The 18533-nt window shown below is 40.4% G+C and carries 14 protein-coding genes; 9 read left to right on the top strand and 5 right to left on the bottom strand.

The window, feature by feature from the left end; all coding sequences use genetic code 11:
- Positions 1 to 20: 20 nt before the first annotated feature.
- From A5888_RS12565 to glmU, 3 genes are all read left to right on the top strand, one after another.
- Positions 21 to 596 (top strand): hypothetical protein, encoded by a 576-nt coding sequence (locus A5888_RS12565; RefSeq protein ID WP_086348398.1) that lies wholly within the window; start codon positions 21 to 23, stop codon positions 594 to 596.
- Between the two features lie 154 nt (positions 597 to 750).
- Entirely contained in the window at positions 751 to 1839 is a 1089-nt protein-coding gene (locus tag A5888_RS12560) for a DUF916 and DUF3324 domain-containing protein (protein WP_086348397.1), read from the top strand.
- 408 nt (positions 1840 to 2247) lie between these two features.
- Positions 2248 to 3633 (top strand): bifunctional UDP-N-acetylglucosamine diphosphorylase/glucosamine-1-phosphate N-acetyltransferase GlmU, encoded by a 1386-nt coding sequence (glmU, locus tag A5888_RS12555; protein ID WP_086348396.1) that lies wholly within the window; start codon positions 2248 to 2250, stop codon positions 3631 to 3633.
- 86 nt (positions 3634 to 3719) lie between these two features.
- Here glmU and A5888_RS12550 read toward each other — a convergent pair whose 3' ends face one another.
- Positions 3720 to 7367: a 5'-nucleotidase C-terminal domain-containing protein gene (locus A5888_RS12550; RefSeq protein WP_422389749.1), complete on the bottom strand. Its 3648-nt coding sequence runs from the start codon at positions 7365 to 7367 to the stop codon at positions 3720 to 3722.
- Positions 7368 to 7778: 411 nt separating this feature from the next.
- On the opposite strand from A5888_RS12550, the gene A5888_RS12545 reads away from it, so the two are divergent.
- From A5888_RS12545 to A5888_RS12535, 3 genes are read left to right on the top strand one after another with little or no spacing between them, the layout of a single operon-like run.
- The gene (locus A5888_RS12545) at positions 7779 to 8531 is read left to right on the top strand and encodes a metal ABC transporter ATP-binding protein (RefSeq protein ID WP_086348395.1); all 753 of its coding nucleotides are present in this window, start codon (positions 7779 to 7781) and stop codon (positions 8529 to 8531) included.
- Positions 8521 to 9375, top strand: a complete 855-nt coding sequence (locus A5888_RS12540; protein WP_086348394.1) for a metal ABC transporter permease — start codon at positions 8521 to 8523, stop codon at positions 9373 to 9375. Before A5888_RS12545 ends, A5888_RS12540 begins: the two co-directional genes overlap by 11 nt.
- Complete coding sequence (locus A5888_RS12535; protein WP_086348393.1) at positions 9365 to 10312, top strand: metal ABC transporter substrate-binding protein; 948 nt, start codon at positions 9365 to 9367, stop codon at positions 10310 to 10312. The genes A5888_RS12540 and A5888_RS12535 overlap by 11 nt, the downstream gene beginning before the upstream one ends.
- Before the next feature lie 340 nt (positions 10313 to 10652).
- On the opposite strand, the gene A5888_RS12530 is transcribed toward A5888_RS12535, so the two are convergent.
- Positions 10653 to 12689: an alpha/beta hydrolase gene (locus A5888_RS12530; RefSeq protein WP_339101638.1), complete on the bottom strand. Its 2037-nt coding sequence runs from the start codon at positions 12687 to 12689 to the stop codon at positions 10653 to 10655.
- Positions 12690 to 13044: 355 nt separating this feature from the next.
- Complete coding sequence (locus tag A5888_RS12525) at positions 13045 to 14817, bottom strand: oleate hydratase (protein ID WP_086348391.1); 1773 nt, start codon at positions 14815 to 14817, stop codon at positions 13045 to 13047.
- A gap of 286 nt (positions 14818 to 15103) precedes the next feature.
- Between A5888_RS12525 and A5888_RS12520 the strand changes: the two genes are divergently transcribed.
- The gene (locus A5888_RS12520; protein ID WP_086348390.1) at positions 15104 to 16075 is read left to right on the top strand and encodes a ribose-phosphate diphosphokinase; all 972 of its coding nucleotides are present in this window, start codon (positions 15104 to 15106) and stop codon (positions 16073 to 16075) included.
- A 45-nt stretch (positions 16076 to 16120) separates the two neighbouring features.
- Here A5888_RS12520 and A5888_RS12515 read toward each other — a convergent pair whose 3' ends face one another.
- Positions 16121 to 16684, bottom strand: a complete 564-nt coding sequence (locus tag A5888_RS12515) for a DUF1700 domain-containing protein (RefSeq protein WP_086348389.1) — start codon at positions 16682 to 16684, stop codon at positions 16121 to 16123.
- Positions 16684 to 17025 (bottom strand): PadR family transcriptional regulator, encoded by a 342-nt coding sequence (locus tag A5888_RS12510; RefSeq protein ID WP_086348388.1) that lies wholly within the window; start codon positions 17023 to 17025, stop codon positions 16684 to 16686. The genes A5888_RS12515 and A5888_RS12510 overlap by 1 nt, the downstream gene beginning before the upstream one ends.
- Before the next feature lie 167 nt (positions 17026 to 17192).
- Here A5888_RS12510 and A5888_RS12505 point away from each other — a divergent pair, with 167 nt between their 5' ends.
- Positions 17193 to 17759 carry a hypothetical protein gene (locus tag A5888_RS12505; RefSeq protein ID WP_086348387.1) on the top strand — a complete coding sequence of 189 codons (567 nt, stop codon included), beginning with the start codon at positions 17193 to 17195 and terminating at the stop codon, positions 17757 to 17759.
- 18 nt (positions 17760 to 17777) lie between these two features.
- Complete coding sequence (locus A5888_RS12500; RefSeq protein WP_086348386.1) at positions 17778 to 18209, top strand: GNAT family N-acetyltransferase; 432 nt, start codon at positions 17778 to 17780, stop codon at positions 18207 to 18209.
- The last annotated feature ends 324 nt before the right edge of the window (positions 18210 to 18533 follow it).

Raw genomic sequence — 18533 nt, 5'->3', positions numbered from 1 at the left:
AATTTTGGAGGGAACACATAATGAAAACAATTATTGGATTAAGCGCGTTACTTTTAGGAGCAGCACTATTGGCAGGACCTTCTGCTTATGCAGTGAATCAAACAACAACAACAGTTGGTGTTGATGATGGTGGAAACAACGGAAACACACCTGTATTCAAACTTTCTGCAGGCGGAGCAATGACATTTGGTGAATTAGACTTATCTACTGATGCGGTCAATGGTCTTTACGAACTGAAGGCAACAAGTTCAACACCTGTGGCAGTTGATGATAGACGTGGATTGGAAAATAGTGATACATCACTTCCTTGGCGTGTAACTGCTGTGGCCTCAGCATTGAAAACGTCTAGTGACATTGCTTTGCCGACAACAGCATTCAAGTTGACATTGGGTACACCAACAACAGCTGCTGAGAATAGTGTAACAGTCAGCAATGAGGTCAATATTTTGGGAACTGCTGACATTGTTGGGCGTGCATCTGTTGGAAGAGGGAATACGACATTTGCACCGGCAGCAGCAAAAATATCAGTTGCGGAAACAGCTGTAAAGGGCAATTACAGCGGAACAATCGATTATACATTAGTTAGCGGCATCTAGTTCCACTATTCTAAGTAGCTGTCAGAAACTCTAAGTGTGTAAGACGAGATAGAGGGAAACGTATGTGTTAAACGGACTCTGTCTTGCAACTGGCTGTCTCCTTTGCTGATCTAGCAAAAGAGACAGTCTGTTTTATGGATAGAAAGGGAATGTTATGAAAAACAAACACGTAATGACAATTGTCGGTATTTTTTCGTTGGTTTGGTTATTTGGTTACGCATATACAGGAAATGCTTCAGAAAATAATGTGGACTATTCCATTAGTGCGAATCTTCCAGAAAATCAACGAGAAGGCAACTCTACATATTTTGATTTGATCGTTACCCCAGGCCAAGAGCAAGAGCTGACGGTCAATATATTCAATTCTTCAGATAAGGAACAAACATTTATTCTTGAAGCAAATACAGCTATTACCAATAGTAATGGTATTATTGATTACACACGTCCGGATAAAGAGCAGGAACGTGATAGTACACTGAATCATGCTTTTTCTGACCTTGTCGCGCATGACGAAACGATAACAGTAGGTCCGAATAGTAATGCGTTGGCTGTATTTAAAGTAACAGTTCCCAAAGAATCGTTTAAAGGGATGATATTGGGTGGATTCCATGTTCGACAGGAGACACCAGAAAGAACAGATGGACAAATCAATAATACATATTCTTACGCGTTGGGTGTCGTATTGCGTGAGCAAGAAGAAAATATTACCCCTGAGCTAAAGCTGACAGGGATCACACCAGATTTAAAAAATTATCGTCCGCAGATGTCCGTTAATTTACAGAATACACAGCCCATCAATATAAAAGAGCTGGATATCAAAGCCACTGTTCGCAAAAAAGGGCAAGAACAGGTACTAAAAACGGCTGAAAAGCAGGGACTTTCTATGGCTCCTAATTCTAATTTTGACTACGCAATTTCGTGGGAAGATCAAGCGTTAGAGGCTGGAGAGTATGAACTGATACTATCTGCTGCTGATCAAGATGGAAATAAATGGGAATTTAAAGAATCATTTACTGTCACTAAGGATAATGCAGAAGAAGTAAATAAATCTGCATTGGGATTAACTTCAAATAATGTAAAGGATGATCGTTTTTTGTATCTTTTATTAGGGGTAGTGGCTGTTTTAGCAGTTCTCGTTTTTTATTTTATAAGACGTCAGCGGGCACTGGTTCTTCAACAGGAACAGCTTAGAAAACAGAAGAAACGAAAAAAGAGACCCAAAAGCAAACGAAGCACTAAGTGAAAAAGTAGGGGTGTAATGGTCTAGCTGTATTTTTGAATGACAAAGATTGTGACAAAAGCGCCTAGCTCCGAGAAATAGCCTGACCTATTTTGGGGATGATTCGGCTTGTTTTCGAAAGAGTTGCTTTGGGAACACTATTTATTCGCCTTTAGGTATAGTATAGATAGAGCGTAGGAGTTGAGTTGTGTCTCATCCCTAAGACAGAAGTTTTAGTTGTATTTAAGTATGAAGCGAACTTAAGATTTGATTTATTACCTGATCCCGAGTGAGTCCATGTTCATTCTCTACTAATTGGTCTATGATATTTCTGAATTGGTTTGGTTGAAAAAGATAGTCTCGTAAGCTAAACTAAGAAGGAATACACATCCGTGATAGATACGGATATGATAAATTTTAGGAGTGTCGAAGATGGAAAACAGCAGATACGTTATTATTTTAGCTGCCGGTAAAGGTACACGTATGAAATCAAAATTATATAAGGTGCTTCATTCTGTAGCTGGTAAACCGATGGTAGAACACATTGTCGATCAAGTAGAACAAACAAATCCCTCTGAAATCGTAACGATCGTAGGGCATGGAGCAGACGCAATAAAAGAGCATTTGGGCAATCGTACCCATTATGCGCTACAGAAAGAACAGCTGGGAACTGGTCATGCGGTTATGCAGGCAGCAGAGCTTCTAGAAGGTAAAAAGGGAACAACCTTAGTAATCACAGGAGATACACCATTGTTGACAGCGGATACGCTGACGAACCTCTTTGACTATCATCAAGGAAAAAATGCCAGTGCAACGATACTAACTGCACAAGCAGACAATCCAACAGGGTATGGTCGAATCATTCGTGATCATTTAGGGATTGTAGAGAAAATTGTTGAACAAAAGGATGCGTCAGAAGAAGAAGCAAGAGTCAAAGAAATCAATACAGGTACGTTCTGCTTTGATAATGAAGCGTTATTTGCGGCACTTTCCAAAATCGATACCAACAACGCGCAAGGGGAGTACTATCTGACAGATATTATTGAAATCATGAAACGTGATGGTGCAACAATTGCCGCTTATCGCATGGATGATTTCGATGAAGCGATGGGAATCAATGACCGTATTGCTTTGGCAAAAGCCAATAAAATCATGTACAAGCGCTTGAATTTGATGCACATGACGAATGGTGTGACCTTTATCGATCCAGAGAATACGTATATTGATGAAGGTGTCGTAATTGGTTCAGATACAATCATCGAAGCTGGGGTCTGTATCAAAGGGAGAACAGTGATCGGAGAAGATTGCTTTATTGGATCTGGAACAGAGATTGTTGACAGTATAATCAAAGATAATGTGAAAATTACACACTCTGTTGTAGAGGAAAGTGTCATTAGTAGTCACGCAGATATCGGACCGTTTGCTCATCTGCGTCCAAATGCAGAAATTGGTGAGCGAGCTCATATTGGAAACTTTGTTGAAGTGAAGAATGCTTCGATCGATGAAGATACAAAAGTGGGGCATTTGTCTTATATCGGTGATGCAGACCTAGGTAAGGATATCAATGTTGGCTGTGGCGTTGTTTTGGTCAACTATGATGGCAAAGACAAGCACCGTGTGACAATTGGTGATCAATCTTTTATTGGTTCGGGTTCTAATTTGATTGCACCATTGGCCATTGCTAAACGTTCAGTGATTGCTGCGGGCTCAACCATTACAAATGATGTTCAATCCTACGATTTAGCTATTGCGCGATCTAGACAAGTCAATAAAGAAGGCTATGCCAAAGATTTTCCATATTTTGAAGGCAAAGAATAGATGAGAAAAAAGCGATCCGGCTGTCAGTTTCTGACAGGGATCGCTTTTTTATTGTTTAGTTAGGCAAGTTTGTTAAACTTTTTTACTTAAGATACTTTTCTTTTGTTATAAAGATAAAAGCCCGCGCCCGCTGTTCCGGCTGCTAATAGTCCAATACTTAGATAGGATACAATGCGTTCTCCTGTATTTGGATAGTTGCCTCCAGCAGGTTTTTCTGTATTTTTATCTGTGCTGTCGGTTGTACTGTCTTTTGTTCCAGAATCATCTGTTCCGTCGCCTTCTCCTGGAATCTTATTGAAGTCCACTTCAGCAATGGAAACGATACGTTTACCGGGGAATTGCTCTTCATATTGACTTAGGTCAATATTTGTCGCGGCATCCAGTACCCGGATTGTTGTTGCTTGCTTCAGATAGTCAGTCAGCACAGTATCAAGAGAGGGTCCTTCTTCTCTTTCTCCGCCGAGCATATCATAACCATCGCCACCGGCAGCCAGAAAGTCATTAGTTGCCATATTATAGGTTGCGTCATCTTTGATGGCCTCGAATTTTCCGGTTTCTTTATTTAGGACCTCAACAGAAAGAACACGTTGTCCTACAATTGTTTTCTCTGTGTTGTTGCCTTCATCATTTGCCAGTAAGGTTCCTTGTTTTGTGGAATCATAATACACACGAATCGAGCTTGATACATGAAGGAAACCACCGTTTGCACCCAATTTCGGCTGACCATAATCGTCAAGAATAACCTTACCATTTTCGTCTTTCTGTGCTGTAGAGCGAAGAGACATTTCAAACATCTCTTTTACTTGAGCACCAGTGACTTTGATTTGAGAAATACTGTTTCCAAATGGCAAGACCGCAATGATATCACCTAGAGTAACTGCGCCTGGTTCAATGTTAGCACGCAAGCCTCCGCCGTTTGTTACAGCAAAATCAGTTGGCTCACTGAAGCCGCTCTGTCCGTACCTCATCATCGCATCCCCAACCAGATTTCCAAGATTAGTTTCTCTTGTCCGAACATTGTCACGTTCTCCGTTAAACAGATAAGGATTGTTTTCGATAACGACTTCTGAACCCCAAGCCTCAAAGTTTGCTTTGGCTTCGTCAACGATTTTTTTAACTGCTGCATTTTCTTCCAGCTCAGCCAAATCTGCCGCTTTGACTAGCGAAGCTGATTTCTTCTCTGCTGAGTTTAGATCGATTTTTACTAGACCGACATTGTTTAAATAATTCCCTGTTTGTGTATAGAGGACATTACCAAACATTTTGCCGCCGTCAACAGCTGTGTGAGAATGACCATCCAATACGACCATGTTTAGGTCAGGGAAGGCTTTGTTCATCGCTTCTGCTAATGTATCCCCTCGCCATTCATTTGGTGTTGTTTCGTCAATACCCAGATGACCGGCAATGATGAAAGCGTCGATGTCCTTATTGCTTTCTTTCAGAGCAGTTACGACTTTTTTCGTTTCTTCGATTGGGTCAGCAAAGGTCACGCCGACCACATTGTTTGGATGGGTTTTTGTTGCTGTTTCTGGTGTTGTCACACCAATCACTGCAAATTTTTTCTCATCTTTTTCAATAATCGTATAAGGTTCAAAAACAAGTTTCCCATCTTTATATGTGTTATTGGATAGAAGAGGGAAGTTCAAGTTGTCTTTGTAAGCCAATGTGCGGTCCAAGCCAAAATCAAACTCATGATTTCCGACAGCCATGGCGTCATAGCCGACTTCGTTCATAATTTTGACCATATCCATTCCTTCAGAGAAGTTAGAAATCGGCAAGCCTTGGAATGCATCACCAACATCGATCAGTAATGTCGGATTTTTCTGGTCTTTAAAGGTCTTCAAACGTGCCATTCCCAGAACACCGTCCGCCGCTTCTAAACGTCCGTGAATATCATTTGTATGCATGATATTTACCGTTGTTGGTTGGAAGCCTGCATCACGAACATCTTGTTTTGTAATTGGCTTCACGTTTGGTGTCCGTCCATCCGCAGATGGAGTGGTTTGCAATGTACCGTTGTTGACTAATTCAACAGCTAATGCACGCCAGTCTTCATCAAAATTATAACCGATGACTTCCCAGTTGCGTTCAATTTCCTTCTCAGGATCAAGTGTTCCTTTATCCTTGATGTATTGAGCGATATACCCCCGTAAAGTTTCCGGATCGGTAGAAACAAGCGGTTCTTCTGTCACGATCCCAGCTGCCAGTAACCCTTCATAACGGTAATTGTTCATCGCGATTGTGTAGGTTGCTGCCGGATCAACTGCTTTTCCATCAATAGTTGGATTGATGATTCGTTGTCCTTCCGGCTTGGAGATGTCGATCTTATAATCAACGCCGGAGAAAATATCGTAATTGTACACACGAATGGATTCATTAAAGCTGATTGTTAAGTCATCCGGCTGTGGCGCATTGTAGTAATTTGCCTGATTTTCCATATAGGTCAGCAGGTTCGCCCCAGTGATGTTTACACTGACTAATGTGTTTGGGTATTTATAGATATCAAAAATATTCGAATAAGAGATGTTGCCCTTTTCAAATTTACTGTCTGCTTTGAATAAAGCGGAAGCAGCAAGCTGAGCGCCGGTGAATTTTCTCTGTACGTTATTAATCAGAGAAATCATTGCCGTTGGCTGAAGCTGAGCCTCAGGAATACCGGTTACCTCTTCTTTTGGTAAGAAGCTGTCAGTTGCAGTACCAATCGTTTCAGAAATAAACTGACGGGTTGTATCATGATATGTTTTAGTAGCAGCCTTCAGCTCTTCATCTGCTTCAACTGTTGTAGTGTCAATAATCGAAGGCTCGCTGTTGGTCACTTCCCACTCGCCGTTGACCTTTTCAATATCAAGATCGATCCGCACCATTTGGACGCCTGTATCTTTTGGTGCACCTACAGCTGTTGTTCCACTCGGACTTTCAATTTTTTCAGAGAAAGAACGGTGGTCATGTCCAAGGATGTAAGCATCAATTCCCGCAACATTGTTGATAACCTGATCGGCACTGGCCGCTGGATCACTATCCGCTCTTCCGGCATGAATAGAGGCTACGATGATATCGGCGCTACCTTCCAGTTCAGAAACCGCCTTTTCAGCTTCTGATCTTAAGGCTTTGAAATCAAGACTGTCGACTTTAGCACCATCCCATTTTGGAATGTGAGGTGTCGTTAATCCGATGATACCGACAGTAAGATCGGTCACCTTGTCGCCATCCAGATCAATTTCTTTTAACGTGGTTCCGCCGACATAACGGTTTTCTGTTCCTTTTAAATACGTATTTGCCGACAAAATCGGAAAAGTTGCTTCTGATTTTATCTTGTCGATCAAATCAAGACCAAAGTTGAACTCATGGTTCCCCAAAACCATGGCATCGTAGTTGATCTCATTCATGGCTTTGATCATTGGGTGCGGCTCACTGACCAAAGGTGCTTTGTTATACAGATCGTCCGTTAAAATCGTTCCCTGAACCATATCTCCGTTGTCGATCAGGATCGTACCGTTAGGATTTTCTGCACGCACATTTTTAACAACAGTGCTGACTTGTGAAAGTCCTACTGCTGTTTCTTTGTCGTCTTCATACGACCAGTTCCAAAGCTGACCATGGACATCGGATGTTCCTAAGATGGTCAATCTTTGGGCGTCTCCGGTAGCTTTTGGGGTTGCGCTACTCTCTTCCGCAAATGCGGTTGAGGTCATGCCACCCACCAATAGAGTTGAGGCTGCAAGTAATTGAAGAATGTGTCTAAACTTTTTATTCCCTATCTTTTTCACAAAACAAACGCTCCTTCATGAGAATTTTTTTGTAGTACAGGGTCATTTTAACAAAAATATAACGTTTTCTAAACAGTATTTCAGTGTTTTGTTAAAAAAACTGACATTATAAGAAAGGCATAGTGAAAAAAGAGGCATAAATAGAAGAGTAGGAGTTTAATAAGAGAAAATTCTTAAGTTGAGGAGATAGGGACTAACTCAGTTTTTTGAGTGACCGAACAGTCTATTTTTTTGGGGGGGAATAAAAACGATAAGCGTGAAACGTTCTAGCTTTTAATGTAAATCAGTTGACTTTGGCATAAATTAAGGTATAATTCATTTAAAAGTTAGGTTAGCCTAAAAATAAATAATCATATACCTAAAATGAGGTGTTTTAGAATGAACAAGAATGTATGGATAGACAATCTCTCTGTTTCGTATCAAGGCAAGCAGGCACTCCAATCCGTTGACTTGATTCTGAGAGAAAAGAAGCTGACGGGAATCGTTGGACCAAATGGTGCCGGAAAATCGACCTTGATGAAGGCCGCCTTGGGGCTGATTTCTAAAAATAGCGGCAATATCATGTATGTAAACGAACCATTAAAAAACAATCAGCGTCGCTTTGCTTACGTGGAGCAACGGCAAAACGCCGATTTATCTTTTCCAATCGATGTGTTTGGTGTGGTTCTTTTAGGGACATATCCTAAAATTGGATGGATTCGCAGGCCGGGGAAAAAAGAAAAGGAACTGGCCTGGCGTTGTCTTGAAAAGGTTGGTATGACAGAATTTGCAACGAGACAAATTGGTGAATTATCTGGAGGTCAACTACAGCGTGTATTCATAGCTAGAGCGTTGGCACAGGAGGCAGACTGGTTCTTTTTGGATGAACCATTTGTGGGGATTGACGCATCGAGTGAACGAATGATCATTGATTTGTTGAAGCAGCTTTGCAACGAAGGAAAGTCTATTGTTATTGTTCACCATGACCTGCACAAGGTCACCGACTATTTCGATGACTTGGTTTTGTTGAATCAACAGGTGATTGCATATGGTGAGGTAACACAGACCTTTACTATCGAAAATTTGAAACAAGGATATGGTGAAGAGATCGTGGAAATGATACGAATGGGGGAACGAAAAAATGATCAGTGAATTTATTGATGGATTAATGAAGTATCAGTTTTTACAAAATGCGTTATTCACTTCGGTGATCGTAGGCATCGTTGCTGGCGTAATAGGTTCTTTCATTATCCTACGCGGCATGTCTTTGATGGGGGATGCTATCTCCCATGCGGTACTACCGGGCGTTGCTATGTCCTATATGATGGGAACTAGCTACATATTTGGGGCAACACTATTTGGACTTGTTTCTGCCGGGCTGATCGGTTTTGTGACTAAAAACAGTAAGCTTAAGAATGATACAGCGATCGGGATCGTCTTCAGCTCCTTTTTCGCTTTAGGAATCATCTTGATTTCCTTTGCACGAAGCTCGACCGATTTGTACCATATTCTCTTTGGAAATGTGTTGGCTGTAAGAGATTCGGATATGCTGCTGACGGCAATTGTTGGAGTGATCGTATTGACTGTTGTTTTCTTATTTTATAAAGAATTGAAACTGACATCTTTTGATCCGGTAAGCGCTCGTTCGTATGGAATGAATGTAACAGGAATCAATTATATGCTAATGTTTTTACTCACTCTGGTTGCGGTCACTTCGCTACAAACAGTCGGCACGATTTTAGTCATTGCGATGCTGATTACACCGGCAGCAACGGCCTATCAATTAACAAACAGCTTACCGAAAATGATTGGCTTGGCTAGTGGTTTTGGTTTATTGAGTGCGGTTGTCGGCTTGTTTTTCAGCTATAGCTACAATCTCCCTTCTGGTGCTACTATTGTTTTAGCAGCAGCCGTGTGTTTTATCTTAGCTTTTCTATTTTCACCAACCAAAGGACTCATTTTTGATTTAAGGAGGAGCAAACAATATGAAGTATAAACTAAGTACACTAGTAGTAGCTGCAGCAAGTCTGTTTTTATTGGCGGCTTGTGGTTCAGGAACATCAGAGACAGACACATCTAAAGAAAGCAGTACTGATGAGAAATTACAGGTTGTTGCGACCAACTCGATCCTTGCAGATATGGCGAAAGAAATTGGTGGGAAACAGATTAATCTTCATAGCATTGTCCCAGTTGGCACAGATCCACATGAATATGAACCATTGCCGCAGGATATCCAGAAAGCAAGTGAAGCCGAGGTTGTTCTATATAATGGGTTGAATCTGGAAACAGGAAATGGCTGGTTTGAGAAATTGATGGAGACTGCAGGGAAAAAAGAGGATGAAGACTATTTTGCAGTTAGCCGAACAGTCACACCGATGTATCTGTCTGGTCAGGAAAGTAGTCACACCGAAGATCCTCATGCATGGCTGGATATCTCTAACGGGATTGCTTACAGTGAAGAAATTGCCCAGATTTTTGCTGAAAAAGATCCAGACAACGCTGAAACCTATCAGGAAAACAGTCAGGCATATACGAAAAAACTAAAGGAATTGGATCAAACGGCAAAAGCAGAATTTGCGGATATTCCGGAAGATAAAAAGCTTTTGGTTACAAGTGAAGGAGCCTTTAAATACTTTTCAAAAGCTTATGGCCTGACAGCTGCTTATATTTGGGAAATCAACACAGAGAGTCAGGGAACACCAGAGCAAATGAAGACGATCATTGAAACGGTAAAAGCATCTGAAGTACCGGTTCTATTCGTTGAAACATCCGTTGATGCCCGCAGTATGGAACGTTTGTCTAAAGAAACGGGGCTACCTATCTATAGTAAGATTTTCACTGACTCAGTGGCAGAAGAAGGTGAAGCTGGTGACAGCTACTACACCATGATGAAGTGGAATCTGGAAAAGATTCATGAAGGGTTGACTCAATGAGTGTGCGACATAACTCAATCCCACATGCCTCTATACATCTATAACCGAATAAACGGTGGGACAGAAGCAACTACTAGCAGCGAGCTGCGTCGATGTCCGCTCAACACTCGTAGGCCCTAAACTGCGACGAGCCACAAGCGAGAATGCATCAGTGGTAAACCACTGTGTTTCAAGGCTCTTCGACAATAAGTCGAAATTCAACAAAAATTTATGATGTAATTTTCGTGAATTTCGCCTTATTGCTTAGAATCACTGTGACTGCTCTTTTGAGCAGAACCGATGATGAAAAGTACCTACCTGGTGCTTGAAGCTGAACACTTCTGTCCCAACCTTATTTTTATTATTGGAAAACAATTATTCTGGATTCACTTTTATTTCCTTTGTAATCCTTATTAATTAAATGAACCAGTTTTTCCTGTCCTTTCGCTATATTGATCTGGAAAGCGCCTTGAGCATCTGTTGAAGTACGTGTTAAAAGGGTTCCAGCTGTATTTTCAATAATTATTTCTGTGTTTTGTTCCCCTGTTCCTTGGACCATACACCCTTCATCTGTTTCGAGGATATTTGTGATTGTCACCGCGACAGGTGGTGTTCGGTCTACATTGACAACTCTAGGCTCTGAAAGAATAGTAAGTGCGTAGTCTTTTGAGAAAAATATCTTATAGCCTAGCTTTGCACCCAAAGAGACATTCATATCTCCATCTTTTTGCGCTTGATAAGTCAGACGTCTACTTTGTTTTTTGGTCCCCTTCAAAGCTTCATCTTTTGTTGTATCCCCCAAGCGATAAACAACATTTGGATAGGTAACAAGAGAATAGGTATCATTCAAAGCAGAGAAGGTTAATTCATAGGTTTCTCCTGCTCTGGCTGGAATCATTTGTCCAATCACACCGAAATTATTATAATTTTTACTGTAAATACGAAGTGCTTCTCCTACTTGAAAGGCTTTAACGACATCGATATCAAGCTCTTTTTTAAGAATAAACTCACCTAATTCATTTTTATTTAAAGGAGCTGTACTAAATTGTTGATTATCCACACTAATTGCCCATTCCTTAAGGTGTGTGTTCGTAGAAATGAATGTTGGGTTTTTCAGCAAATTGACGTCCGCAGCTATTTCCGGATGTTTTGTTTCCAGTTTTCCAATTGTCGCTAAAAATGAGGTGATCGTTTGAATATATAGCTCTGGTTCTGTTGCCAGTGAGACACCGTGCTCAGCGCCTAGAATCGTTAATTTTTCTTTATAGCCGATTGCTTTATCATATAATAAATCCTGTGCTACAGGAGGGATAAAGGTATCCGCATCTCCATGGATAAATAATTTAGGAACACCTGTATCATCGACTGCTTCAAGGGGTGAGACACTGTAAATATCCATACCTAAAAGTGGTTTTGTTTTTTCCTCGTTCAATTTATGGATTAGTGTTTCTTCTCTACCTTTCCAATCATAATCTTTGAACGTGGAAGAGGATTCGAGGTATTGCGCAAGCAGTCCTAGGGTATCTTTGAATTGTTGCTCAACTGACGAATACCCGCAGTCAGCTATATAGGCAATCACATTAGGATGAGCAGTTTCCTGTGAAAGGATAGTTGTTGCGGCTCCCATGGAAACGCCGGCTAAAATGATTTCTTGTCCTGGTTTCGTTTGAACCTCTTGATCGATCCATCCATTGAGATCTTCTTTTTCATAATGACCAAATGTAATATACGCCCCCTCGCTATTGTTGTGTGCGCGGATATCAGGAATCAGCACATTATAGCCCATATCAGAAAACATTTTTGCATGAGCTAACATACTGTTTTGACCAGCTCGATACCCATTATGAACGACCACTGTTTGAGCTGAACCGTTATCGATATACCTTGAGTAAAGCGTGATATTCTGTTTTGTTGCCGCTTCATAGACTGTCTGATACCGTTCAGATGTATTGGTCAAGCTATTGAACCATGAAACAAAGGGAGCTAAACTCTCTTCCGGGACTGTAGCGTTAGAACCGACAACCATAGAATAAAGTGTGTCATCTCTCCTAAAACCAAAATCAAATGCTAGTTCAATAACGATACGATCAAGAATAGTATCCATGATTCCTCTACCCAAAGAAGCTTTACTAGCAAATTTTTCCACATATTTTTCAAGATATCCTGAAATTTCTTGCCTCTCTGCCTCAGTCAATCCCTTCAACTGTTTCTGCCAAGCACTAGCTTGATTTGTTTGCTCGCCTACATATGTAGAAAAGTTTGTTGCCTCTTTTTCAACAAGATAGATCCCCCCGCCGACTTCTTGTTGTATTTTTTCCTCAGCTTTTGCTGAAATAGCCCCCGCCAGACTCCCTAAAATCATCAGCGAGCTCGCAGTGATAAATAATTTTTTCTTCATCATTCTTCCTCCAATTTTTTTGTTACACTTAGCATAATAACAAATTTATGTACATAAAGAAATATAAATATTACAATAAAGGGCATAAAATATACGAAAATCGATAGATTAATTTAAAAAAATAAGGAGACAGTGAGAAACCATGTACTTCCTTGACCAGATAAGTAGTCATGGACAAGTTTAAGTTTAAATTCAAAACTGTATTTTACCATACAAAAAAACCTCCAAAAGTTAGATTTTCAGGTCTAACTTTTGGGGGTCGGCTCAAAGCCTTCGAACTCCTTTTAGTACTACGTATGGAGAACATTAAGAAATTTGTGGTATTTCTAGTAAGTCAATAGCAGCGTTGAGTCTACTAAAGCAAATCTGCATCTTTCAGTAATTCGATAATCATTGTGCCTTGTGCTTTTTCCAATCCTTTTTTCTCTAGAATCCGAATCAGCCATGGTACATGAATATCTTTTAATTTCTTTCCGTCTAACAATCGTCCGGTTGATTTTAGCAAGGTACGGATATCGTAAGAAGAGGCAAAGACCTCTGGTACACCGCGGTCTACCTCTAGCAAAGTATAGACGGCTTCCATTGCAGTACGAACAGAATATTCGGTTGTAAAGACGGTATCTCTTTCTGTTTCACTGAAATTACCGATAAAGGCTAGATTTTTTGAACCTTCGGGAACTACCAGTGGACGGTCACCTTCTGCACGCGCCATGAAATAGGAAGTGATATATGGCATATAACAAGGAATCGTACTACAGGAATTATTAGCAAGATCAGCAATTTCTTCTACAGGTACACCCATATGGTACAGCCATTCTTGAGCAATTTCACTTCCTGTACATTCAGTGATACTCTTCTTGATAAAGTTCCCTGGTTTGTTTGAAAGTAGACCATAAATCCAAACGACCAGCTGATCTTTTGGCTGTGCTTTGAAATGCGGTTGGCGGTTCAAGGTATAGCTCAGCATCCAGTTGGAGTCTTTGACAGTTACGATCCCGCCTGAAACAACTTTTCCGGCATATGGATCACGTTTGCTGATTTTTTCAATATAGGGTGCTACTTTATTATCTAGCGTGGTAGTAGTCGCAGAGACAAACCAGCTTTCTTCAGGTAGGTTTTCACAGAATTTTTCTGGCTTCCCAAAGGCTGGATTTTGTGCAGCCATATTTTTCCATAAGGACCAGCTGCCACCCAAGTCATGAGTGACAGGAGCGGGATGATCATTGTCTCCGTAAGTTGTGCTTTCTGTGATGCTTCCGTTGGTGATAAAAACCAAATCATTTTCTGTCAGATCGACGGCTTGTTCTTGTCCGCCTACTTCAAGGACTAATGTACGAGCAACGATTTTTTCGTTAGTAGAGTCTGTTAAAACATTTTTTACTACTGTATCGTATTGGAAGTGAACACCATGCTCTTCTAAGTAGTTGACCAAAGGCAATACCAAAGATTCATACTGATTGTATTTAGTGAATTTCAAGGCAGATAGGTCAGGCAGGCCATCAATATGATGAATGAAGCGCATGATATAACGGCGCATTTCCATTGCACTGTGCCATTTTTCAAAAGCAAACATAGAAGACCAATACAGCCAAAAATTGGATTCGAAGAATTCATCTGAAAAAACGTCCGTGATTTTTTTATCCTGCAACTGATCTTCAGCTGTTAAAAACAGCTTAACCATTTCTTCTGAAGAAGCATCAGATAGGGTAAATTTTCCATCTGTTGGAATTCGTTCCCCACGGTTTTCGATTGCCCGGCATTTTGAGTAGTTAGGGTCTTCTTTGTTTAACCAGTAGAATTCATCTAGAACAGAAGCATCCTCCACCTCTAGAGAAGGAACGGACCGAAACAGATCCCATAGACATTCAAAATGATTTTCCATTTCACGACCACCACGAATAATGAAGCCTCTTGTTGGGTTTAAAATACCATCTAAGCTACCACCAGAAATCGGCAGTTCTTCTAAAATATGGACGTTTTCACCCTTCATTTGGCCATCTCTGACTAGAAAAGCAGCTGCAGATAGAGAAGCCAAACCTGCACCAACCAAATAAGCTGATTTATTTTCTACACCTTCTGGTTTTTTAGGACGTGCGAATGCCTCATAATTCCCATTACTTCGATACATACAAATCATCCTTTCTTGTTTTGTTACTACATCCATTATCCGAGCATCAAGGTGTTCCTGCAAATGATAGCCTTCGGGATTTAGACATTCCTGATTGAGTGTCCAAAATGGTCGCAATTGAGAGGTAAAAAACAATAATAATTAAACGAAAGAGAAAAAAAGCTTGAAAGACGAATAATGTCAAAACAAAATAGTGTTTCCACAGGAAAATCACTTGATTTATTTCAAAAAAATGACTACTATTTATAAGGAAGCAATTGTTCAGTAATAGAAAGTGGAGGTCCCAATGTCAAAACATTATTTTGATCCAAGATTGAAAATCTTTGCTCTTAACTCAAATCGTCCGTTAGCAGAAAAAATTGCGAAAGCTGTTGGTGTGGAATTAGGAAAATCATCTGTCAGTCAGTTCAGTGATGGTGAAATTCAAATCAACATCGAAGAAAGTATCCGTGGTTCCCATGTTTACTTGATCCAGTCAACCAGTAGTCCTGTGAACGATAATTTGATGGAACTGTTGATTATGGTCGATGCATTGAAACGTGCAAGTGCGAAAACAATCAACGTAGTGATGCCTTATTACGGTTACGCTCGTCAAGATCGTAAAGCTCGTGCTCGTGAGCCGATCACTGCAAAATTAGTTGCGAACATGCTTGAAAAGGCTGGCGTAACAAGAATGTTGACATTAGACCTGCATGCTGTGCAGATTCAAGGGTTCTTTGATATTCCAGTGGACCATTTGATGGGTGCGCCTCTAATTGCAGATTACTTTATGGATCATGGCATCCAAGGGGATGACGTGGTTGTCGTTTCTCCCGACCATGGCGGAGTAACTCGTGCCCGGAAGCTGGCTGAATATCTGAAGGCTCCAATTGCCATTATCGACAAACGTCGTCCAAAGGCGAATGTAGCAGAAGTCATGAATATTATTGGCCAAGTTGAAGGAAAAATCTGCGTATTGATTGATGATATGATCGATACAGCAGGAACGATTTCATTGGCTGCCAATGCCTTACAGGAAGCGGGAGCAAAAGAAGTGTATGCTTCTTGTACACACCCGGTTCTTTCCGGACCAGCTTTAGAACGTATTGAAGAATCAGCGATCAAACGGTTGGTTGTAACAGATTCTATCTATTTGTCAGATGATAGAAAAATCGATAAAATCGATGAAATCAGCGTTGGCGAACTGATTGGTGATGCGATCAAACGTATCCATGAGAATAAACCAGTCAGCCCATTATTTGAAACAAAAAATCGATAAAAAAAGAGGCGAGTCAGAAGTGAACTTCTGACTCGCTATTTCTTTTTAGTTCGAGCTTTTAAGCTTGCGGTGAGCAACCGAAATTGAAAAGAGATAATCCTTCAACCAATGCCACATTTTGCGGCTACCAACATAGAACAAAGCACCAAACACCAGGCAAATCGGTAGGACCATAAAATCAGGTGCTTGCCAGAACCCGAAGTTCATCACTGAAATTGGTAGAGAATACCCGAAGAATAGACCAATTGTTTTGATTACACCCGCAGCAATTACAACGAAAGAGCAGAAGTAGAAAGCAATCGATAAAATTCCGACAATAGGAATGATGAACATACCGGAAAAACCAGTAACAAAATAGAATTTTACCAATTGTGCTAAGCTGCTTAAATTGAATGAGCCATTTTTCAGTATCGCCTCACTGGTATAAGAGGCTGCTAATTTGGCAGGATCACCTAGTGTTTCAAGGACATGATCAACAGAAGCACCATTACTGACAGCTTCAAAAATATGACTTTCCACTTCTTCAAGAATATCCGCTCTCTCCTGTGTTTCCAAACGATGAAGCTGTTTATTCAACAGTTGCAAGTAATGTGTGACTTTTTCATTCATTATAATTCCTCCTTATGATTTTGAATATCACTGACGGCCTTGGTCAATGTCTTCCATAAACCAGTCATTTCAATTAAATACTGCATACCAGAATCAGTGATTCGATAATATTTTCTTCGGGGAAGGTCATAGTTTTCCTGCCAATAGCTTTCTAGGTAGCCCTCTTTAGTTAAGCGACGCAGTAATGGATACATCGTATTTTCATTCGTTGCAATCATATCCCAACTGCTTAATACCTCAATTAATTCATAGCCATAGTACGCTCTTTTTGCTAGCAATGATAATATACATAGTTCAAGTGTTCCTCGTTTTACTTGAGATTTCCAGTCGCTGATATTCATATATGCACCTCACACAGTACAGTGTATAACACAGTATGTGAGAACACAAGAAAAAGTCGTGACCTATCAGAAAAATCAGTACAAAGTCTGAGACAAGTAGAAATGATCACAGCCAGTTATGGGATAATATAGTATAATAATAAAAATTGGACGGAGAGGTAGAAAAAGTGGTGGAACGACCAGATGAACGCAGAGCGTTGGAGATTTTGCAAACAGTTTTTCCGGAAAAATACCGAGATGCAGCCCTTGTGGATAAGCCAGATATCCAAAATGCGTCGAAAAGTATCGGTGTGGAAGTAACACAATCATTAAAAGAAGGGGTTTTGCATGCGTTGGGAGAAAGCTATACATCTTCTCGAAGCGAGCAGGACATGGTTGATAGGCTCAAGAAAGAGCATGGGACAGATACAATCAGGATGACGTTGACCTTGCCGGATGGAACCATGAAACGTGTGGGGATTTCACTGGCGAATTGGGATAGTCTCTTTAATCTGACTGAAGCCTATGACAACAAACTAAAGAAGCTTCAAAGCGGCAATTATACACTTTTTAACGAAAATGATTTATTCATCTTTGTTTTTTGGGAAGATGAATCTTATATATGGCGGCTATTGGCACATCTTTCTGAGATTAGAACAGAGCTTTACTATGATATTGTGTATGTTTATAGCAGCCCATTTCTTTATGAAATTGACTGTAATTTGAAGAAAATCGAGAAGTACAGATATGAATGAAAGAGAGGATGGATAGTGATGGAATATAAGGTAAAGACAATAGCGGAATTAACATCAGAAGAATTGTTGGCGATCATGAAGGAACGAGTTGCGGTATTCGTGGTGGAGCAAAACTGTCCTTATCAGGAAATCGATGATCAGGATGATCAAGCGCTGCATACATGGTTGCAAGAAGGAACTGAGATCATTGGGTATACACGGATTATTAATGAAGTAGATGCAGTCCATATTGGGAGAGTTCTGACAGTCAAGAAATACAGAGGCGCAGGATACGGGGAGCTGTTGATGGAAAGAACACTCGAAGCAGCAAAGAAAGCTTTTCCGGAACGACTGATTGTTTTAGGCGCACAGGAATACGCGACTGATTTTTATAAGAAATTTGGCTTTAAGGTGATTTCCGATGTCTATTTAGAGGATGACATTCCTCATGTGGATATGGGACTGAAATAGATAGGTGGTAAAAAGATAAACCAACGGATGTCAGACACGAACGCAGACATCCGTTGGTTTATTACATAAATCGATAAAATTAGGAACGATAGTCCCTAAATCTTGCTGTATACCAGTTCATCTCCTTTCCCTTCTGATTTCCTCATTCAACATTTATTCTTACATGGAATCATTGCAAGTAAACGAACATCTTGCTGAGCTGAGACTTCCATTCCTGGTTTTGAAAATACGTCAAGCTTGATTATGAGATAGACGCTTCTGTCAATTTAAGAATGCTGTTAAATATTATCAAAACCATTGCATGAATGAGGTATTTACGTTAAA

Source organism: Enterococcus sp. 9E7_DIV0242 (assembly GCF_002140975.2).
In the GTDB taxonomy this organism is placed as follows: domain Bacteria; phylum Bacillota; class Bacilli; order Lactobacillales; family Enterococcaceae; genus Enterococcus_L; species Enterococcus_L clewellii.
The sequence above is the reverse complement of the archived record's forward strand: the minus strand, read 5'-3'. Positions and strand labels throughout refer to the sequence as shown.